We start from the raw sequence: 22,239 nt of genomic DNA, 5'->3' as shown, positions 1-22,239 counted from the left end.
TAAGTCATGTTTAATAAAAATCACAAACAACATTTAAATAACTAAATTTATTATTTTTTAACTTTACATGATTTTCAATATTCACATCAAATTTTTGATTTTTGAATTTTAAAAATCCATTTATTTTCAACTTTATCTAAATAAAATATTTCTTGAAATGAAATTACAAAAACCATAAAAATAAGTATGATAAATGATAGAACTATATAACTAATTAAATGATAAGGTCAATGAGTTAAAATTCCGCCCACTTTATAAAATGGGTTATATTTATTAAAACCTAAATAAAAATAATTAGTTTTTCATAACTCACTAGCAAATTTATTGGTTAAAAAATTAATAAAGAAAATAACAATAAAAATTGCTGAAAACATACCAAAAGTAATTAATGCATGTTTAAAAGTATATTTATTATTATCATTAATAATTAATAATACAAAAGATAATGCATAAACATAAATATGAGCAAATAAATAATCTCAATAATAAAAATTGTCTATTCCAATAGGAGATGGTGAATTTAATTGTTTTTCTGTTCTAAAATCCAAGCCCGGAATAATAAAAGCAATAAAAGCTCCTAAAATTGCAAATAAAACAAAATATTTAATAAAACTAAATTTATTAGTAATAAAGGTAATAATAATAAAAATTAACATTAATCTGCATAAATGAAGAGGAATGGATTCTCATGGTCTTGGAATTTTTGTAAAAAGTAAAATAAAAGATCTTGCCATTAAAAGAAATAATGATATTGAGCCAAATAAAATTCAAAAATTATTTTTTTTCATTTTCATTATTGTTTCTCTATTTTGGTAATTTCTTCTAATAGGATTTCTAAAAATTCAAAGTAAAAAACTAGCTAAAATTGTTAAAGCAAAAAATAAATAAAAAATAATAGTAGAAGCGCCAGTAAAATTAAGATGATTCCCTTTTCATGAAAAGAACCCTTTTTGATGTGAAACTTCAAGCATAATTCCTCTTTTCAAAAGTAAATTGCAATAATTTATTTTATAAAAAAGTTAATAAAAAATACAAAAAATAAAAAGGAAAATTGTTAAAAACTCCTTTTATTAAGCAAAAATAATATTGTTAGTTAAGAAGTTTATCGATTGTTTCTTTAGAAAAATTCTTTACTAAATATGAACCAACTACTGCTAAATCAATACCAGCATCAAAACAATATTTAATATTATCTAAATTAACACCGCCATCAATTTCTAAAATTGTTTCTAATTTATTATTTTTAATATATTTCTTTAGTTCAAAAATTTTATCGTAACTCGATTGAATAAATTTTTGACCTCCAAAACCGGGTTCAACACTCATTATAAGAATAAGAGAAAAATATTTTATATAAGGTAAAATTTTTTCAATTTTTGTATTAGGTTTAATTGCTAAACCTAATTTTTTATTATCGTTTTTAGCTCTAATAATTAAAGAATTTAAATCATCAAGTGAAATTGCTTCAAAGTGAAAAGTAATAATATCAGCAATATTTTTATACATTTCATAATATCCTAAGACATCTTTAACCATTAAATGAATATCCATTGTATGCCTTGGGGCCTTTTGATAAATTTTTTCAATTTCTTTATATTCTAAAGCTACATTTGGAACAAAAATATTATCCATAACATCATAATGAATATTGCTAACGCCTCATGATATTAAAGTACTAACATAATTTACTAATTCATCTTTTTTTACATCTAAAATTGATGGACTAATTTTTTTCATATTTGCTTCCTTCTTTATTTAGCTATTAATCTTTCTAAAAAGCTAACATAATTATCATAACGTTCTTGTTTAATAATATCTTGTTTAACTAGTTGCTTTACTTTGCAATCTTCTAATTTTTCTAAGTAATGTTTACAACCTGCAAATTTACATTCCCTAGAAGCTTCTCTAAACACTTTAAAAGCAGTTGGCATTTCATTTATTGTTAGATCAAATTCAATGGACGAAAAACCTGGGGTATCAATAATTTCACCACCATTAAAATCAATTAAACTAACTTCTCTAGTAGTGTGTTTACCTCGATTTAATGATTTGGAGATTTCTTGAGTAGCAAAGTTAGTTTTTGCTAAATAATTTATTAAAGTGGTTTTACCAACTCCCGTTTGACCAACAAAAAAACTAGTTTTATTACTAAAAATAGATACTAAATCGCCAAATCCTTCATTTGTTTCATAATTTATTTCATAAACCTTATATCCTTGGTCTTTGTAATAATTAATTTTACTTTCGGAAGTTAAGTCTTTTTTAGTTAAAACAATAATAGGGGTAACATCTTTATTTTCGATAATAATTAAAAATTTATCAACAAGTTTAGAACTAAATTCTGGTTCAACTAAAGACATTACTACAATAGCTTGATCAACATTAGCAATTTTTGGGCGAATAAAAAAGTTTTTTCTTCCCAAAATTCGATGAATTAATTCATTTTTAACAAATTCTACGTTATCTCCAACAATTGGTTTCATATCAAGCATTCTAAGTTTTCCACTACCTCTTACTCGATAAATTTGATGATCACTAAAACTTTTTATATCAAAAAAGCCTGCTACTGATTTAACTATTTTTCCTTTTTCCATTTATAACTTTCCTCCAACATATAAAACACCTAAAATAATAGCAATTGCTATTAATAAAATTCCTATTATAATTAAAGAAATTGTAAATGCTTTACTATTAACTTTTTCAACTACATTTTTTTTAGGTTTTCCTAAAATTAATTTAGGTTCATCTACTCTTTTTATGCTTAAACAAGTTACTAAGTCTCGATAAAGTTCAGTACATGTTGAATAACGATCAGCAATATTTTTAGCAGTACATTTAATAATAATATTTTCTAATGCTTGAGGTATTGTTTTTCCTGCTCCTTCTAATGGAGGAAATTCATTATTAACATGCATTAAAGCAATTGCTTGATGATCTGTTCCTGAATAAGGCAATTTTCCCGAAAGCATTTCATAAAGAATAATACCAAAAGCATAAATATCACTTTGAACTGAAGGATTAGAAGATTTTGTTACAAGTTCAGGAGCAACATATTGAACAGAACCAACTAGTTTATTTTGTGCTGTTAATCTAAGAGATTCATCTGATAAAGAAATTCCAAAATCAATTAATTTAACAATACGTTGATTATTAATTAAAATGTTATTTGGTTTTAAATCACGGTGAACTATATCATTTTTATGAATATCAATTAATCCTTGGCAAATTTCTTTAGCAATAATTACCGTTTCATCGGGATTCATTTTGCCTTTTTTCTTAAGAAGATTTTTTAAGCTAGTTCCTTCAATTAATTCCATCGCTAAATAACTTTCTTCTTCTGAAATAAAACTGCCAAACATTCTAACAACATTTTCACTTTTTACTTTTTTTAATAAGTTAACTTCATTTCTAAAACGCATCTTGGTTGTTTCTTTTTTCGTTAAATCATTGCAAGTCAAAAGTTTGATGGCATAACGTTTGCCATTTTTTTTATATGTTGCACTATAGACTATTCCAAAACCACCTGATCCTATTTCTTTAAAATCTTCAAAATGTTTATTTAAATTTTTATATTTTGCTAAATTTACACTCATTTTAAAGCTCCACTATTACTACTGAAATATTATCATTTGAACCATTCAATTTAGCATAGTCAATCAATTGAGTGGCCTTTTCTTCTATAGAAGTAGTCATATTCTGAATTACTCTTTCAAATAGTGGTTTTTCAATAAAATCATGTAGCCCATCACTTGTTAAAATAATGTATTGAGGATTTGAATCTTTTTTATAAATAATTCCTTCAGGATTCATTACTTTTTTAGGACCAATGCAGCTCGTTAATTTATTGCCATCATAAAGCTTTTGAGCTTGCCTTAAATTTATTTCTCCTGCCCTTAAAAGTTCATTTTTTAAATTTTGATCTTCGGTTACTTGATGTAGATAGCCATTATAAATATAGGTTCTAGAATCCCCAACATTAAAAACATATATTTCTTTTTCATCTAAATAAATTAAAGCAGCCGTAAGAGTGGTACCCATGTCTTCAAAAGTGGGTTCCATTTTTACAAAACTGCTCAAATTTTCTTTTATATATGCCATTGTATCAATGAATCAAGTATTAATAGTTTTTTTGTCATTAAAAATAACATTAGTTGGAAAATTGTTTTTAAAAAATTCTTCAAAATATTGAATAGTTAAAGTTGCACATTTAGCTCCGCCATAATGTCCCCCCATACCGTCACATAAAGTTGCCAATACTCATTTTTCTTTACTAATAAAAGAAACACGGTCTTGATTTTCCGGTCTAACTAATCCTATATCTGACTTCAAACAATAATCCATTTTATGCCTTTCTACCTTCAGAAGATTCTTTTTTTGCATTTAAAAGGTCTTTAAATTCGCTTTTAATAATTGCTTTTATCTCATTTGAAGTTTGATCAACATCATTATTAATAACAACATATTCAAAAAGAGTAGAATGGCCTATTTCCTCTTTGGCTTTTTCTAACCTTTTTTTAATAATATCAATAGGTTCTGTATTTCTTCCCATAATTCTTTTTTCTAATTCTTTAAAAGAAGGGGGCATTAGAAATATTGAAACAATTTCGTTTTCTTTATTATTTTTCTTATAATAATCAATAATTTGCATAGCACCATTAGTTTCAATTTCTAAAAAAGGGATTTTTCCTTGTTCAATAATACGATCAATTTCAGAATATAAAGTTCCATAATAATTATCAAAATGCAAAGAATATTCAATTAATTTATTATCAGCTAAACATGCATCAAATGTATCTTGTGAGACAAAATAATAATGAACGCCATCAATTTCGCCTTCACGAGGACGTCTTGTTGTTATTGAAACTGATAATTTAAGTTTTAAACTCAAATCATCAAAAAGAGATTTTTCTACCGTTCCTTTACCAACTCCACTAGGGCCAGTAAAAATTATTAATTTTCTTTTTTCTTTCATTTTTAACCTCTATATAGAATTATTTTGTAAATAGTAAATATAAATTTTACCATATTTCTTAACTTTAACTATTTCATAGCCATTGTTAGCATAGCTAAAATCACTTTGATTTGTTTCAATTAAAAGATACCCATCTTTTTTTATTAAATCATAGGTTGTAATTAAATCAAGACATTCTAGTAAAACATCTTTTAAAGCATATGGTGGATCTAGATAAATATAATCAAACTTCTTTATATTATTCTTTTTAAGAAAAGAAATAGCATCAGTATTAATTATTTCCAAATTTGTTTCTTTTAATAAATCCTTATTTTCTTTAATAATTTTGACTACGTCTTTTGATTTTTCAACTGAAATTGCATGTTTAGCCCCTCTTGATAAAGCTTCTAAACAAAATGAACCGCTTCCAGAAAATAAATCTAGAAATTCTTTTCCTTCAATTTGAAATTGAATACTAGAAAATAAAGCTTCTCTTGCTCTATCTGTAGTAGGGCGAGTTGTAACTTTACTAGGTTGCTTTATTAAGCAATGTCGATATTTTCCAGCAATAATTCTTAGCATTTTATTCCTTAAATCCAGTAATTTTGTAAATAAAAGAAGGACCCACTCCAATTCCAGTATCATGAGCAAAAATATAATCACTATTTCTTCTACGTCTATCAATATGATATTTGTCAGAATGATAAATTCTAGCAATTAAAGAAACAAAATTATCAGATTCTTTAGCTAATACTAATTCATATCTTATTTCTCAATATTTGTCATTATATTTGTCATAAACTTTTAAATTAGGTCAAGTAATATTTATTAATTTTGCAATGTTAGCACGACTTAAAATTTCTTCAAAAGACATCTTGCCTTCAATATTATATTTTCCAGTGGGTAACAAAAATTTTCTTAGTTGATCCCTAACATATTTATAAAATTCTTTAGCAGTCATTTGTTTACCTACTTCAGTTAATGAAAATTTTGCATTTTGAAAAATTTTTTTAATAACTTCTTTAGGAATATTATAAGAAGGACTTTCTCAAGAACCACTAATTTCTACATCATCTCTTCTCGAAGTAGAAGAATTACCATCAAGATAACTTTTGTCACGCTCTTCATTTATATTTTTATCTCAAAATGGGCGATTTTTAGGCACACAAGAAATAATAACTGGAGAAATTGTTACCAGTCCTATTAACCCAAAAGTAAAAGTGATTAGGTTCTTTTTTTTCATATAGTAATAATTATAATATGAATTTAATTATTCATTTATATAATAAAGCCATCAATATTAATTATTTATTTTCGATTTTCCAGCATAATAAATTTAAGTATAAGTTAATAAAAAATGTTATATTTTAAAAATTATTAACAATTTTTTTATACTTAGATTATAATAATATTTGTAAAATGAAAGGATTTACAATGAAAAAATCAAGAAAAATATTGTTTTCATCAGCAATAATGAGCTCATCATTAGTTGCTCCACTTGTTGCCATATCTTGTGGAAAAACAGAACCTAACACTCCTAAAGTTCAATACCAAAATAAACTAGGTCTTAAAGTTGCTACCGAAGCAATTGGACAAAAAAATTTATTACCATCAGTTGCAACTAAAGACTTATTACAAACAGTTAATGATTGAAACAAAACATTAGAAGTATTTAAAAAATACAATATTAAATATGATATGACTGATGCTCCTGAATCAGCAAAATATAGTATTAGTCCAAGTACTCATGCACATGATGATCAAGGTATTATTCATATGGATGTTACCAGAACTATTGGTACTGAAAGTAAAACCGAAAGATTCACTATTGCTGGTTTTAAATCAGAAGAAATTGCTGAAAAAAGTAGAATTGGTAATTTTGAATTAACATCAAAAATTAAAACTGAAGCTGATGCTAAAGAATTTCTAAAAGAATTAAAAGAAGCTCAAAAGAAAAACTTTGAAGAATTTTTAAAAGTACTTCAAAAATATATGGACGTTAAAAGAATTGATGAAAATGATAAAGATTCAGCATTTGAATTCGAATTAGAAGAAGCCGAAATATTAGAAGATGTTGGGCAAATTAAATTCCCTCATATTCATACATATAAATTATCAAAACAAAATGAAAAAACTGAACATAAAACTCCTTTTGTAATGACAGGATTTAAACATTAATAATTAATAAATTGCATATTGCAAATTTTGCTAATATCAATTTATTTTTTTAATATTAATTAAGTTTTATAATTTATAAATTATTTTATAAAATTGAGGTAGTTTAATATATGAGTTTACAAAATAAAAAAAGACTTTCTAAATTAGCATTAGCTATCATCTTTATTTCTTCACTAATTTTAGGCATTGCTTTTTTTGTACTTTTATATTTTGGCATTAAAGCAATTATTAATTTAGGGGAAGTAAAAAAAACTGCAGAAAGTTTTGCTCCTATTACTGTAAACTCTAAAAAAAATAAAATTGAATATCAATATGGTAAATTAACACTTGTTGAATATGCTTATAAAAAAGATGCTGAAGGTAATCCTGTATATTTTTTAGGAAAAGAAGGATTGAAAACTTTAAGCGAAGAATTTGCCAAGAGAGCGTCTTATGGACCAGAAATAAATTCACTAAAAACAGTTTATATTAACAAACCTAGAAAAGGTGTTAATGAAAATACTTTAAACGGTTACTATATTCCAACCGACTATGAACTTTACTTACCTATTAAACATTTTTTTACTAGAAGATTAAATCATTCATGAGAAAATGAAAAGATCCAAAATAAAGTAGAAATGCTTTTGCCAACTTTGATTCATGAATATATGCATCATGTTGCTAATGTTTATAATAGTAGTAATAAAAAAAATGATCCATATTCTGATAATTCTCTTAATTATTTTTTAACTAATGAAAGAAAAATAATTGAAAACTATACAAATAATAAAGAATTTCTAACCAATTTTAGAAAGTACTTAGGTTTTACAAAGCCAAAAAATAAAAATGACTATTTAACTAATCCTTCATTATTTTCTAATATTGATGGTAGTAAACCAATATTTAAAAGATGAAATACATATGATATTTTTGAAAATGCTAATGTAACACCAAATCCCGACTTTAATGATTTAGATTTAAGTCAAAATTACAATTTTAATAACAATCACGAAACTCCAATAAGATTTGCTAATTATGTAACTTTATCTAAATTAAATTATCTTTACTCATTTGAAGAGTTAATACCACGTGAATATTTAAAAATGTCATATGCTCCAAAATACATAGGTTATGACGGTTTTCTTAATTATGTTTACTTTACTAATGGAGATTTCAATTATGTTACCGCTATTGGCGATGATATTTTAAGATCTATTGGGGGAAACTTAATAAAAAAACTATATTCATATAATTGGGTTTTTGACCGTGAATTAAAAAATTTTAAAAATGCTAATGGTGAATATCCATACAAAATTGCTAATGAAGGAATAAACACAAGATTAAAAGGGTTATTTAAAACTTATTTAAATTTATATGGTTATGGGCAAAATATTAGTTATTTAGAAAATAAGGAAAATGATATTGTTAACTTAGGTGGCTATTTAAATCTAACTGAAGATGATAGTAAAAAGAAAACCTCATTATTACTAACAAATTTAAATGATCCAACTCAAGTTAAGGAAATAAATTTAAATGTTTTTAAAAGTAACTTTATAGCAAAAAAACAATGAGATCAAAAATCTAGTGAAGAATTTTATTATCCTGACTTTGTTGGATTAAAAAAATCAATGTATGCTTATTATTCAAATGATTTTTCATTAAATGATTTAAAAAAATTCTCTAAAGATTCACTTATCAAAGCAGAATTATGAGTTGATAAAAATAATAATAACAAAATTGATAGTGGTGAAGTAATGCCAATTACTAATCAAAATAGTTATTTAAGAGAACAAGAAACCAAAAGAACTATTACTAATTATCGAAAACATTATGATTGAAATGAAAACTTTAATAAATATTGATTGGAAAATTCTTATCAAATCAAAACAACTGAAAAGGATTCAAAATATTATTTAAGTTTTTTAAAATATTAAATTATTAGGAAAGGAAAAATAATGAGAAATAAATTAGGTATTTTGTACAAATTACTTATTTATTTAGCAATATTTATTGTTGCTTTAAGCATTATTTTTTTCGCAATTAATATTTTGCTTATCAATCAAATAAAAAAGAATTTAGCGGTAACCACACAAATTGAAAGCAATATTTTCATTAGATTTGGCCTATATTGAAAAAATCTTCTATCGGGTTCGTTTGGAAAAATTTATACTCATGAATTAAATAGTGCTAATTTGAGCATTTCATATCTTTATTTTAATCAATTTAAATGAACTATTCTATTTACATTATTAACATTTATATTTTCACTAATTATAGGTAATGTGTTAGGAGTTTACATTGCTTATAAATATAACAAAACTCCAGACATAATAATAAATATTATTGTTTCAATTTTTGCTACCATTCCTTTAATTTTAATTGCAATAATTGCTTTAGCTTTTTCTTTTGTTTTCAGTTATCCTTCACAATTTATTAGTGAATTTCCTTTTAGTTTGCAATCATTATTAGTACCTATTTTAATTATGAGTTTTGGAAGCATTAGTCTTTTTATGGCAAGAGCTAGAAAAATTACTAAAGAAGTTATTACTAGCAACTATTATTTATTTGCTAAAACAATTGGTATGAATTTTAATCAACTATTTAAAAAAGTTTTACTAAAAAAATTAGTAATTAATCAATTACAAGCGATTGTTCCTTTTTACATTATTTTACTTTCTTCATCAATTGTAATTGAAAGAATTTTTTCAATACCTGGACAAAGCATTTTTATTTCTTATGCATTTAAATATGCTGAAATTAATCTAATTATGTTTTATTTCATAATTAATTTAATTTTCTTATTAATTACTAAATTTAGTTTATCTATAATATTAGACTATATCAATCCTGAGCAAAATAGCATTGCCAATAATTTTGCCTTTATTAAATTTGATAGAAAGGTAAGATTATGGAAAAAATAAATAAATCATTATTGAAATTAGCAAACAAAAAGAATTTAGAAATTTCAATATCAAATCAATCAAATAGTGCAAAACTTTTTTGAAAACGTTTTATTAGCAAAAAGGTAAATATTTTTGCTTTATCTTTCTTTTTAATTATTGTTTTTTTGTTAATATTTGCATTATTTTTTATTAAATATTCAGCTACTACTCCAATTTATAATTCAAAATTTATTAATAACTTACCTTCTCAATTTTCGCCTATAGTTAAACAACATTTTGAAAGAGGAGCTGATTTAGAGTTTATTAGAAAAGTTGCTGAATTAGAAAAAAATCGTGCTGCGGCAAATGGGACTACACCTATATTTAAAATTCTTTACGATTCGGCTTTTGATTCCGGTGGAGATTTAACAACAAAAACTGATATAGTGATTTTATATTACAATCCTTATGATTTAATTAAAGCAATAAATTTGAATAATATTTCAAGTAATAAAATTAATCTAAAACATTTTTCTATATTAGGAACAAATAATGATGGGATTGATATTTTTTCAAGAATTTTTACTTCTATTATAATTACTTTTCTTATATTATTGGGAACCATTTTTATTAACATTATAATTGGCTTTTCATTTGGTGCTTTTGTTGCTTTAAAAAACGACAAATGATATGCAAAAATATTAGATTCTATTGCAACTATAATTAACTCAATTCCAGAATTATTGTGAATATTTTTATTATGTATTTTTATGGGAACTAATAATTGAGCAATTGCTCTATCATTTATTTTGATTTCTTGAACCTCATTCTATGAACTTGCAAAAAATGAAACACTCGAATTAAGAAAGCAAGAATTTATTTTAGCAGCAAAGGCAATTGGGCTTAACCAAACTCAAATAATTTATCGCCACTTATTTATTAAAATATTTCCTATGCTTTTAATATTAATAACTGATAAATTAGCAATAAATATTTTGATAGTTTCATCTCTTGCTTTTCTTGATTTTTTAATAAGTTCAAATTCATTAAATATTGGTGTTATTTTTAAAGAAGCGATAAGTATGATAAGTACAAATGTTTCTTATATTTTAGTTCTTACTATTGCAATCACTTTATTTTCTGTTTCATTAAAATTATTTAGCAATGCTATTTCAACCACATATAATCCAAAAATAGTTAAATAAAACAAAAACCTGTCAGGTTTTAATTAAAAATCTATCTACTATTATTTAATTATTTAAATGGTAATATATCTTTAGGAATACCATTATCATCTCTAATTTTTTCAAGAATACTTTTAATTTTATTTAATAATTTTTTTCCTTTGGTTTGGTAATTAGGATTAAGTAAATCATAACCAGGGTTTACTTTTTTAAGTTCATCATATGTTTTTTCAAGAGCAGAAAAATTATTTTTTCAAACAACATGATTAATATTATCTAAAACTTTTTTACTTGTATTTTCAAAAGCTGTTTTAAACAGTGAAAATTCTTGTTTATAGTACTTAATCATTTCTTCGTGTCAAAGTCCTAATTCATAAGTTAAATTAACAATTGCATGTGAATGATTATGAGAATTCTTATCAGATTCAATATTAATATTTTCTAAATCTTCTTTCTTGGTAATTTTGTTAGGATTCATAACATGACTATTTAAGAAAACTCAAAGAGCTTCTAAACTTCTTTGTAAAGTTCCTAAATTTATATCTTTTCCTGACAAACGATCATCTACAATTTGTAAATGTTGAATAAATTCTTTTGTTTCAAAAACTAAATTCACATCGTATAAAACTGCATCAACATCTTGAAAAATTAATGAATATTTAAATAAATATAAAGCATATTTATGACTTTTTAAGTCTGACGATTTACTTGAAAGTCATTCAGTAATAAATGTTTTCAGTGCTTGTTCATTTTCTTTAATTGTTTGTTCATTAGCTAATGAATTCATTTTGGTACGTAATATGTCTAATTGCCTTTTAAGATTTCCTCATGCTAAACGATATTTACGATAATTTGCTTTAACATCAATAAATAGTTTTTTAACTTCGTTTTCATAAATATCCAATATTGATTTAGTTTGAGCGTTTTTAATATCGTATTTTTTTTCTTCTTGAGGAGTCTCATTACTTGGATTAAGTGGCTTTTCATAATCAGGACGTTTACAACTAATTAAAATAGGTAAAAATGCAATTGGTAAACTTAAACTTGATAATAAAAATAATGTTTTTCTTTTCATTTTATTGGCCATCCTCTATTTTGTCTAATGTAAAAGCACTATCACTAATGGTTTTATCAAAACCTTTAAAACCATTTCAATATAAGTAAACGCTTTTAAATATTTTTTCATTTTTATTTATAAAATCATTATCGTCTTCGTTAACAAATTTAATAAAGTCTAATCGCAAATAAACTCTCCCTGGTTCAGATGGAGTTTTTAAAACTGTAATATTAATTTTTTTAATTCCACTTCTAATTTTTCCAGCCTCATTTTCTAATGCATAAGACAATAAATAATTATTTAAGTAAGCTCCTAAAATAGTAGTTTGAAATGAATCTGTTCTAATAAAATTTGCTTCATAATTTGATCTTACATCATTATTTCAATATGAGTAAAAAAGATCGAGCGCTTTGCCGGCGCGTTCTAATAGTTTAGCAAATGGTGAATTTTTATTTGAAGAAACAAAATTATTTAAAGAAATTCCTTTAGGTATAGGATTTAACCCTTCTCTAAAATTATAAAAATCATTTACTGTTAATTCGTCTTCATATTTATTGTTTAATATTTGGCCCTTCAATCTATGGCCGTGATCATCAAAATTAGAACTAATTCATGAGTAATCTTTATATGTACCATCTTTTTTATAAACTCTAATAATAGCAGTAAATAATTGATCAGTTCCTAAATAATGATTAAATTTCACATCAATGATTTTATAAAGTAAATCTTCATCTTTTTTATAGGAAGGAATGTCAACACTTAATATTTGGTCTTTTAAATAATGAAACAAATAAACGAGTCCTTTTGAATTTCAAAAATCAAAGCTCATGGCTCCTTTAATAAAATAGTTAATATTATCAACAACATTCAAATATTGCTTACCATTAATTGAAAGTAAGGGGTTGGGAATATATTCATTAAATAATGGCAATTTTTCTTTTAACCCATTTAAACCTACACCAAATTTTTGATTAGTTTTATATGTTCTAAATCCATTAATGTAATATTTTTTATTTTTAAATTCCTCTTTTAATATAGATTTATTTTGATAATCTATTATGTCTTTTATTTTAAAAACAACGTAACTACTTGAGCCTGAATATGATTCTTTAACTTTAGCAGTGCTTCAATCAATTAATATTTTTTTTACATTAACATTAAATTTACTTAAATACAATAATAAAAATGTTTCAAATAATTTTCTTTGGTATTCATGATCTTTATCTAGTCAAGTAGAAGCTTGAATATATTTATTCTTGAATATTCCCTTAGTCAATACTGCTTCATTGTTTTTATTAACCATGTGGCGCGAATTCATAAATGAATAATTAATATCAATGTCTTGGATTAAACGAAAAATAATTGTCTGTAAATCAGCAAAATAAGGATCATCTGTTCTATTATAATCTTTACCGCTCTTTGCAGTTAAAATAGAGAATCATTCATCATTAAATCCATTTGCTGAATCAATATCATCAAATGAATATTCTTTTAAAAAATCATCAATATTACTTTTTTCATTTTTCTTAACAATATTAATATTTTGCAAATCGCTTGTTTCTTGTTTTCAACTAGTTTGAATATTAAAATCAAAATTAAATCTTGAAGTAATGTTTTTATATTTTAAAATTACTCCATTTTCACTATATATAGCCTCTTCATAATAAATTTTCTTATTTCCCTCTAAAAAATAAAAGATTTTTTGCGAATTATGTAGCGATGCTATTTGATTACCAGTTAATCTAGTTAAATACCTTCTAGAAATTTTATCTATATCTAAATATGCTGTCTTATTGGTTTCACAACTAATTAATATTGGTGCAATAGATAAAATAGACGATGCTAATATTGTTGAATAAAGTAAAATTCGTTTTTTCATAAAAATCACCTTTACATTATACTTGAATACAAGTAAATAACAAAAATACATTTTTTATTGTAGTAAATAGCCTATTTTTTTTCCTAATTATGGGATATTTTTTACATTTTTTATTATAATGTAATTATATATTTATTGTATAATTTCAATATTTATTAGCTAAAAAGGACTAAAAATGTTTATTAATATAAAGACTCTATCAGGTAATTTAGAATTGACTATTTTTGTAAATTTATTAATTTATATTTTGATTTTGTTAGCCGTCCCTGCTTTATTTTTAACAATAATTTCTTTTTTTAAATTTAAAATAAGTGGCAAAAAAACAATTTATTTATATGCATTTTCAACTGGTATGTTTTTAATTATTGGTTCAGCCGGATTTATAAAAGAAGGAATAATTCTATTAGAACAATGATTCCACGATAAAGGAAGTAATGGCGGACTTAAATATACAGGAGGAAGCACAACTTTAGAACAAACTTTTATTGCTTTAATTGTAGGAATAAGTTCCTTAATTGGTTTAACCATTGTTATTTTAGGTAGATACTTATTTGTTAAAAAATCTAAAACAGAACCACATGAACATCACTCTGATCATGCTCACTCTGATCACTTAATTACTTTTAGAGATATAGATAATCCAAAAGCAGCATGAATGGCTATTCTAATGTTATTAAGTCATAGAATAATTGATGGATTAGTATTAGGATTTTCAGTTTATCAAATGAGCGGAAGTGGTTATACAAATGCCAATGTTGCCTTAATCGTTACTTTTAATTTACATATCTTATTAGAAATTGTTATTGTTTATTATCGTCAAATACAATATGGTGAAACCAAGAAAAAAGCTATCCTATACAGTTTTCTAACATTATTGTTATTAATACCTATTATGTTTATTGGTGCTTTTTTAGGAAAATACATTGATCGTGTTGGTTGATTATTACCATCACTTCAAATAATGGGAGGGGCAGTTATTGTTTTTGCTTCAGTTATTGAATTAGTTCCTGAATTTATTCATTATCGAAATGAAGGAGTTAAAACAATATATGGAACATTAATTACTTTAGCTGTTGCTATAATATTTACTTTAGTTATTTTAAGCTTTCACACCCACTCGCAAGTTCCAAATATTGTTCCTGGTCCACCAACTCCTCGTTCTTTAATAACTAATTTTATATATATTAAATCTTAAAAGGGAGGGAATGGAAATGAAATATAAAAATAAAATTGCTACTTTTACTATACTACCAATATTAAGTTTAATGCCCGTTATTGCAATAGCATGTAATAGAAATGATTTTAATGCATATCATGACAATTTTGTTATGCAAAAAAATTATGCCAATAAGGCAGGCGATTTTTCATACGCTTATTCTAATTCTTATGATAATGATTTAAAAGATATAAATTTAGCGACAGGAAGTAAACTATTTAGAATATCTTCAGAAAATCAACCCACCATTGATTTTAGAGACAATATTGTTCTAAAACCAACAGAACTTCGTTATAAATTCGAATATGTTCAAAAATTGACACTTCATTCACTAGTTAAAAACAAAAAAAATGAAGAAAAAGAAGAATCAGTAACTTATAATAGTGACAAAGTTAAACAAGTTAGTTATCAAGAATCACTAACGCCTGATCCAGATACTTATTATCCTAAAAAAGATAAAGGTCAAGGTTTTACTAAACCTTATTTATTTGTTCCATCAGGAAAGGAAAATTCAATTAATCATCCTAGTTTTTTAAGAAATCTTAGAAAAACTAAAAAAATAGAGATGAATTTTTCCGATAGTTACTATAGTTTCGAAAATAAATGAGTTGACTATCAAGGCAAAAAAACTAAATATAAAACTAATGCAAGAGATTTTTTATTAGGAATTATTAAAAGTGCTTTTCAAAATAAAAAGTTTAGAGATGAATATTACAAAAAAAATAATATGACTAAAGCTATGGAATTAGAAGAAAAACAATATGATAAGAATAATCCTTATTTCAATGGCCCGGACATTGTTTCATGATTAGAATCTTATAACGTTAATGCGAACAAACTGCTTGATATAGATAATTTAAAAAAAGATGTTAATTCATTATCAATAGAATCATTAAATGATAAATATGTTGATTTTGTTGAATTTTTTAAAAATGCTTTTTTATATTCTAATTATTTTGATGGCATGCCAAGTCAATATTTATTTGAAAAATATAATACAACTAATTTATTTACAGATAAAACAATAAATTGATTTTATGAATATGGTAGAAATTATAAAGATCGTCTTTATTCTTCGTATTACTATATTGCTAAAAATAATAACAATGAAACTATTTTGTATAGAAATAAAGAATACACTTCGCCATTAAGTGAATGACAAAATAAACCACATTTAAATGAAATTGTATATCGTTATAATCCTATCCCAATCAATAATGATACTTTCAATGTGCAAATGTTAAATGCTTTCAAACAAAATATTATTTCTAACTTGGAAATTGACAAACTGAATCAAAACCAAAAAGAAGAAATTTTAAGTAAATTTAGTAAATATAATCTTAATTATTCAAGAATGTTTGAAAAATACAAATCACATACTTCTATAATAAATAATCATTTTCCTTATGCTAATAATTTTTATTTCAATAATAATTTTGCAAAGCTTTATTATGGAAAAAGCATTGAAGAACTTAAAACTGGTAATAGCAATCTAAATGAAATGATTAATTCTGAAATTATGACTTTCCAAAGTTTAATAAACAATATTATTAATCCATATGGTTTAGGTTTAGCTAATGGTAACTATGATGTTTGAATGTCTCAAGCACCTACAGATTTAAATGTTATTTCTAATAATCAAGATGACACTAATTACACCAACTTAAAAGACGCTCAAGCAAATATTAATAAGCAAATAATTCTTCAAAATAAAAATGATAAAATTGAACAAATTAATACAACTACTCAATATGATAATAAATTGCATAATCAAAACTCTTCTTCAATAACTAATAGTGATTTACAATTAAGAAGTGTTGATTTTGAATTAATTAAAAACGAATTAAAAAAAATAATTGATGATTATTATTTAAAAAATCCTAACAGTGAAAAAATTGAGTGAGTTATACCAATTTTGGCATTTAATTTAACTAAATCTCAATTGCAAATTTTATCTAAAATAAAGCAGGAATTCAAAAATATTCACGAAAAATTGGAACCTAAAACAGAACTAGTAGATGATTATGATAAATACTTTGAATATTTCACTAAAAATAAATCCATTTATAAAGAAAATAAATTTATTTTAAATAAAAGTGACACTAGCGAATTTATTAAAGAAATGATCTTTAGTAATAATTTAGAATTATTATTCATTTTAAATAGTTTATCTAAATACACTATAGGAACAAATGTATATCAACAACTTGGAAATATTATCAAAGAATATAAAAATAAATATCCTACTGATATTGACTTTTTAAATAAAATACAAGTTAAAAATATTAATAATTTATCAAGTTATAATCAAAACATCGCAAACTTAAAAAAAGGATTAATTGAAATATTAAACTCTTTAAAAACAAAAGATGTAATTCAATTAATAAATGAAATAAATAATTTAGTGTCCTATACAATATCGCTTGAAAATAAAGCGTCATTAATTAATTTTTCTAAAGTTTTATATCAAAAATTTATTGAGAAACCGATAGCATATGATGGATTAAATTATTTACAAGATATTTTAATAAATAGAAAGGTAACGAGGTAAATATGAAAAAAAATATTTTTACATTATTAGGAATTATTACTCCAGTTATTATTACTCCAATTACTGTTGTTTCTTGTATTAAAGTACCAGGAAGTCAAAAAAAATTAACCACAACACAAATTCAAACTATTGAAAATGGATTTAAATTTGAAATAACAGAAGCTGGTAAAAAATTAACAAATGAAAAATTGTTTGAATTAATAAATAATACTTATAAAAAATACGAAACAGATCCTAGAACATTTGCTAATAATTTAAAAACTGATAAGGAACTTTCAAAATATATAAATCTTGATTTTGTTAATATTAATGATATTGAATCAGGACATACACTAAGAATTTGATTTACTCAAGATAAAGACACTAAATTGCCAGTGTTAAATTGACATGTTGGTTGTGAAAGTTATCCTAATGAAGCTGAAGGAAAAATTAAACTAGAAAAATAAAAATCCAAGTTTAACTAACTTGAATTTTCAAAGTAGGTTTATCTTAAATCTACTATTTTTTATATTTTAAAAATCAATTGTTGCACCAACAGGACAATGATCTGATAATCTAGATCTTATTTTTGAAGCATCATTTGAATTAAATCCACTTTCATAAAAGTTTGGTTTTAATGAATCGTCTTTATCAACATCTCAAAGTTTATATACAAATGCTTGATTTAATGTTAATTCTGTTTTATAAATTATTTTATCATATGGGTTTGCATATTTACCCTTAGTGTTACTTAATGAACTAGCATTTTCTTCAGTATCTTCTAGTGCCATTTTATAACCATATTCTTTAAGTGTTTTAAAAGCAAAGTCTGCTTTTCCGCGTTTTATATTTGTGTCTCCTGAAAAGAATACATTACTTTGTGGTCCATCCATTTCGTCAAATTTTTGTAAAACTTTAGCAATTTGTAATGCTTCTGATAATTCTTGATCGCCTATACCTTGAACTTGATGTTTATCTGATCTTCCTTTTCCTGGGCTATCAAAATGATCAAACACAAAAGTAAAACTTTCTTGCCTTCCGGTTCCTATTCAATTAAACTTAACACCATAAGGTGGTCTTACATATTCAACATCGCTGCGATATTCATTGCTAAATTTTTCAGTATATTGATAACCAATTTTTTTATTATCAAATTCTGCAGGTTTTAATCTGTCATGGCGATAAAGAACACTAACATATTCTGCTTGCTTTGGTCCTGCATAAGAACCCTTTAATTTTTGTGATGTTAAATATGAAAAGACTTTTTTTCCATAAAATTTGTTAAGATGTTCAACTAATTTTTTTGCTACATTTTCATCTTTAACTTCAGTTAATCCAATTAAGTCATATGCCTTTGCTTTTATTATTGAAGCTATTAATTTTAGTTTGTTTTCTTGTCTCCCATTACTTGAAGCATTTAAAATATTTCAATGACCTCAAAGAACTTTTCTTTTTTTCGAATCTTGATCTGGAAATTCTTCTTTGTTAGTTCCAAATCCATCAATTACGTATGATGTTTCTAAAAATAAATGTGATTTATCTTTGTAATATATTTTTGCATTAACTTTTACTTTATGATTAGAAAGTTTTTCAAAACTAAAGTTTAAATTAAATTTTTCAGTATCAAGATTTTTTCAAATAAAATCATCTCTAGTTAATTTATCTATATTTTTGGCTTGTTTATTGTGAACGGAAACTTCTAATTTTTTACTTTGTTCTTGAATATCACTTGGAATATTTTTTATTTTAAGTTCTTTAGTGACTTCTTTTGATTTTAAATTTTCATCAGTAGTAGAAACTAATTGATAGGTAACATTAACAGTTGATAATGATTTGGCTTCAACTTTATTTACTTGAAATTTAAACAAAGAACTATCAAATCAATTTGCTCCTATATCACCATTTTTAATATTTAAGACATTTGCGTCTTTATTTTTTAAAAGCAATCTAACTGACTTAACAGCGTTATGAATATCACTTTTTAAAGGTTTTCTTAAATTTTTAAAAGTTCATACTATTTCTTTGGAAATAATATTTTTGTTTTTCTTATATCTAATTTTAAAAGCAAACTTTAATGTAGTATTATTAACTTTTAAAAATCTAAAGCTTTCTAATTCTACATTAGTGGGAAATTTCATATTTAGGTCTTCAAATGTATTGAAGTCATAAATGGTTTTTGAAGTATCAACATTGTTTGATATTTCATTTTCGGCAATTCAATTCAAATTTGCTTGGGTTTCCCCAATAAGGTTTTCACAACTAATAATAGCAGTTGGTGCTGCTACTATTGGAGCTAAACTTAACATTCATAAATAATCTCTCTTCTTCATGAATTAATCATACCATTCATATGTTATGTAATTTTAAAAATTAAAAATTTATTCATCTAAATTAACACCGATTTCTAATAAATAATCTCTAATTTCGATAGCTTCCTCAAACTTTTTATCTTTAGCTGCTTGTTTCATTTTGTAAATCAAAGAATTAACAAATTTCTTATTATGCTTTACGCTTGTTAATTCTTCAGATCTATTTCATGTAGAAGGATCTGAATATAAAATACTACCTTCAATCGGAGGTGCAATTGGTTTTATAATAGTTTTAGGAGTAATCTTATTTTTAAGATTGTATTCTTCTTGCAATGTTCTTTTTCTTTTGTTGTCATCCATTGCTTCTTGCATACTAGTGGTAATTTCATCGGCATAAAAAATAACTTTTCCATGATCATTTCTTGAAGCTCTACCTACTATTTGAATTAAACTTCTAGTGTCTCTCATTAATCCAGGGGAATCCGCATTTAAAACACAAATTAAACTAACTTCTGGTAAATCAATACCTTCACGCAATAAATTAATACCAATAACTACATCGAATTTTCCCATTCGCAAGCCCTTTAAAATTTCATTACGTTCAAAAATTTTAAATTTATCATGGATATATGCACATTTGATTTTCTTTTCTTGAAAATATAATGAGAGTTCTTCAGCATTTTTCTTAGTAGTAGTTAAAATAAGTGTTCTTTCATTTTTAGATATTTGATTTTTAATTGCATCAAATATATCTTCAATTTGATTACGTTTTGTTCTTATTTCGATAATTGGATCAAGTAAACCTGTAGGCCTTATATATTGTGTTACTACTTCTCCATAAGTTTTATCTAATTCATAATCTCCAGGAGTAGCAGATAAATAAATTTTTGGAAAATGAAATTTCTCAAATTCTTGAAATCTAAGAGGTCGATTATCTAAGGCGGATGGCAATCTAAAACCATAATCTACAAGAGAAACTTTTCTAGCTCTATCGCCATTATACATTCCATTCAATTGTGGAATCATTAAATGACTTTCATCTATAAAAATAACAGCATCATCAGGTAAATAATCAAAGATGGTGTAAGGTCTTTGTCCCGGTTCTCTACCATCAATATATCTTGCATAATTTTCAATACCATTAGTATATCCAAACTCTTCAATTGAATCAATATCATTCAACGTTCTATCTTTTATTCTTTGTGCTTCTAAAAGTTTATTTTCTTTCTTAAAATATTCAATTCGTTCTTCAAGTTCAATTTTAATTCCCTCAATAATATTTTTCATATGATCTTGCTTAACTGTATAAGTTGTTGCCGGAAAGATAGTTAGTGATTTTTTATTTTCCAAAATCTCCTTTGTTAATGGGTCAATTTGGAAAATGCTTTCTATTTGTTTATCAAAAGTTTCAATGCGAATATTGTAATCATTTGTATAACCTGGAGCTATTTCTATAACATCACCTTTTGCATCAAATTCTCCTCGATTTAATTCTATTTTATTTCTTGAATAACCAATTTGTGTTAATTTAATTAGTAAATCTTTTCTATCAATATTCATTCCTACTTCGATAGGAAAAAAATTTGCTCGATATTCAACGGGATTATATTCGCCATAAATAGCAGCTACACTTGCTACAACAATGGTATCATGTCTTATACTTAAGGCATTAATTGCTGACATTCTCATTGCTTCTAATTTTTTATTATTTTTACTAGTTTTTTCAATGTATAAATCACTTTTTGGAATATATGCTTCAGGTTTATAATAATCAAAATATGAAACAAAATATTCAACTCTATTATTAGGAAAAAATTCTTTTAATTCACTAAAAAGTTGACTTGCCAAAGTTTTATTATGACTAATAATTAAAGCAGGGCGGTTTAATTTTTCAATAACATTAGCTACAGTAAAAGTTTTACCTGAACCTGTAACACCTAGCAAAACTTGATGTTCTTTTTTCTCATTAACACCTTCTACTAAAGAATTGATTGCTTCAGGCTGATCTCCTGATGGTTTAAAAGGACTATTTAATATAAATTTTTCCATATTAATAATTTTATTTGCTTAATGA

The 22,239-nt window shown here is 24.5% G+C and carries 19 protein-coding genes; 7 read left to right on the top strand and 12 right to left on the bottom strand.

Annotated elements, in window-relative coordinates; all coding sequences use genetic code 4:
- Positions 1–50: 50 nt before the first annotated feature.
- The 8 genes from ACLFP3_RS00890 to ACLFP3_RS00855 form a co-directional block, all read right to left on the bottom strand.
- Complete coding sequence (locus tag ACLFP3_RS00890) at positions 51–971, bottom strand: hypothetical protein (RefSeq protein ID WP_412031721.1); 921 nt, start codon at positions 969–971, stop codon at positions 51–53.
- A 118-nt stretch (positions 972–1,089) separates the two neighbouring features.
- The gene (locus ACLFP3_RS00885; RefSeq protein WP_412031720.1) at positions 1,090–1,737 is read right to left on the bottom strand and encodes a ribulose-phosphate 3-epimerase; all 648 of its coding nucleotides are present in this window, start codon (positions 1,735–1,737) and stop codon (positions 1,090–1,092) included.
- A 14-nt stretch (positions 1,738–1,751) separates the two neighbouring features.
- The gene (rsgA, locus tag ACLFP3_RS00880) at positions 1,752–2,594 is read right to left on the bottom strand and encodes a ribosome small subunit-dependent GTPase A (protein WP_412031719.1); all 843 of its coding nucleotides are present in this window, start codon (positions 2,592–2,594) and stop codon (positions 1,752–1,754) included.
- The gene (locus ACLFP3_RS00875; RefSeq protein WP_412031718.1) at positions 2,595–3,593 is read right to left on the bottom strand and encodes a serine/threonine-protein kinase; all 999 of its coding nucleotides are present in this window, start codon (positions 3,591–3,593) and stop codon (positions 2,595–2,597) included.
- Position 3,594: 1 nt separating this feature from the next.
- A complete protein-coding gene (locus ACLFP3_RS00870) occupies positions 3,595–4,341 on the bottom strand; it encodes a PP2C family protein-serine/threonine phosphatase (RefSeq protein WP_412031717.1) in 747 nt (248 codons plus the stop codon).
- A gap of 1 nt (position 4,342) precedes the next feature.
- Positions 4,343–4,972 carry a guanylate kinase gene (gene gmk, locus ACLFP3_RS00865; RefSeq protein ID WP_412031716.1) on the bottom strand — a complete coding sequence of 210 codons (630 nt, stop codon included), beginning with the start codon at positions 4,970–4,972 and terminating at the stop codon, positions 4,343–4,345.
- Positions 4,973–4,981: 9 nt separating this feature from the next.
- Entirely contained in the window at positions 4,982–5,533 is a 552-nt protein-coding gene (gene rsmD, locus ACLFP3_RS00860) for a 16S rRNA (guanine(966)-N(2))-methyltransferase RsmD (protein ID WP_412031715.1), read from the bottom strand.
- A gap of 1 nt (position 5,534) precedes the next feature.
- The gene (locus ACLFP3_RS00855; protein ID WP_412031714.1) at positions 5,535–6,194 is read right to left on the bottom strand and encodes a hypothetical protein; all 660 of its coding nucleotides are present in this window, start codon (positions 6,192–6,194) and stop codon (positions 5,535–5,537) included.
- Between the two features lie 176 nt (positions 6,195–6,370).
- Between ACLFP3_RS00855 and ACLFP3_RS00850 the strand changes: the two genes are divergently transcribed.
- The 4 genes from ACLFP3_RS00850 to ACLFP3_RS00835 all read left to right on the top strand — a co-directional run bounded on the left by ACLFP3_RS00850 (position 6,371) and on the right by ACLFP3_RS00835 (position 11,195).
- Positions 6,371–7,129: a lipoprotein 17-related variable surface protein gene (locus ACLFP3_RS00850; RefSeq protein ID WP_412031713.1), complete on the top strand. Its 759-nt coding sequence runs from the start codon at positions 6,371–6,373 to the stop codon at positions 7,127–7,129.
- 110 nt (positions 7,130–7,239) lie between these two features.
- Positions 7,240–9,042, top strand: a complete 1,803-nt coding sequence (locus ACLFP3_RS00845; RefSeq protein WP_412031712.1) for an MYPU_1760 family metalloprotease — start codon at positions 7,240–7,242, stop codon at positions 9,040–9,042.
- Between the two features lie 21 nt (positions 9,043–9,063).
- Positions 9,064–10,029 (top strand): ABC transporter permease subunit, encoded by a 966-nt coding sequence (locus ACLFP3_RS00840; protein ID WP_412031711.1) that lies wholly within the window; start codon positions 9,064–9,066, stop codon positions 10,027–10,029.
- Complete coding sequence (locus ACLFP3_RS00835) at positions 10,017–11,195, top strand: ABC transporter permease (RefSeq protein WP_412031710.1); 1,179 nt, start codon at positions 10,017–10,019, stop codon at positions 11,193–11,195. The genes ACLFP3_RS00840 and ACLFP3_RS00835 overlap by 13 nt, the downstream gene beginning before the upstream one ends.
- Positions 11,196–11,244: 49 nt before the next feature.
- Here the strand turns inward: ACLFP3_RS00835 and ACLFP3_RS00830 are convergent, their stop codons facing one another.
- Positions 11,245–12,249 (bottom strand): HxHSH motif-containing lipoprotein, encoded by a 1,005-nt coding sequence (locus ACLFP3_RS00830; protein WP_412031709.1) that lies wholly within the window; start codon positions 12,247–12,249, stop codon positions 11,245–11,247.
- A gap of 1 nt (position 12,250) precedes the next feature.
- Complete coding sequence (locus ACLFP3_RS00825; RefSeq protein WP_412031708.1) at positions 12,251–14,110, bottom strand: MAG3240 family lipoprotein; 1,860 nt, start codon at positions 14,108–14,110, stop codon at positions 12,251–12,253.
- Positions 14,111–14,285: 175 nt separating this feature from the next.
- Here ACLFP3_RS00825 and ACLFP3_RS00820 point away from each other — a divergent pair, with 175 nt between their 5' ends.
- The 3 genes from ACLFP3_RS00820 to ACLFP3_RS00810 are packed head-to-tail and all read left to right on the top strand — an operon-like array spanning position 14,286 to position 18,323.
- Positions 14,286–15,305 carry a hypothetical protein gene (locus ACLFP3_RS00820; protein ID WP_412031707.1) on the top strand — a complete coding sequence of 340 codons (1,020 nt, stop codon included), beginning with the start codon at positions 14,286–14,288 and terminating at the stop codon, positions 15,303–15,305.
- Between the two features lie 16 nt (positions 15,306–15,321).
- Positions 15,322–17,877, top strand: coding sequence for an OppA family ABC transporter substrate-binding lipoprotein (locus ACLFP3_RS00815; RefSeq protein ID WP_412031706.1), 2,556 nt, complete (start codon positions 15,322–15,324; stop codon positions 17,875–17,877).
- A gap of 2 nt (positions 17,878–17,879) precedes the next feature.
- Positions 17,880–18,323 (top strand): hypothetical protein, encoded by a 444-nt coding sequence (locus ACLFP3_RS00810; protein ID WP_412031705.1) that lies wholly within the window; start codon positions 17,880–17,882, stop codon positions 18,321–18,323.
- 66 nt (positions 18,324–18,389) lie between these two features.
- Here the strand turns inward: ACLFP3_RS00810 and ACLFP3_RS00805 are convergent, their stop codons facing one another.
- Positions 18,390–20,186 (bottom strand): endonuclease/exonuclease/phosphatase family protein, encoded by a 1,797-nt coding sequence (locus tag ACLFP3_RS00805; RefSeq protein ID WP_412031704.1) that lies wholly within the window; start codon positions 20,184–20,186, stop codon positions 18,390–18,392.
- 48 nt (positions 20,187–20,234) lie between these two features.
- Complete coding sequence (uvrB, locus tag ACLFP3_RS00800; protein ID WP_412031703.1) at positions 20,235–22,214, bottom strand: excinuclease ABC subunit UvrB; 1,980 nt, start codon at positions 22,212–22,214, stop codon at positions 20,235–20,237.
- Positions 22,215–22,239 lie beyond the last annotated feature (25 nt).

The organism is Metamycoplasma buccale, from assembly GCF_046774455.1.
GTDB lineage: Bacteria > Bacillota_I > Bacilli_A > Mycoplasmatales > Metamycoplasmataceae > Metamycoplasma > Metamycoplasma buccale.
This window is presented reverse-complemented; position numbering and strand designations above follow the sequence as displayed.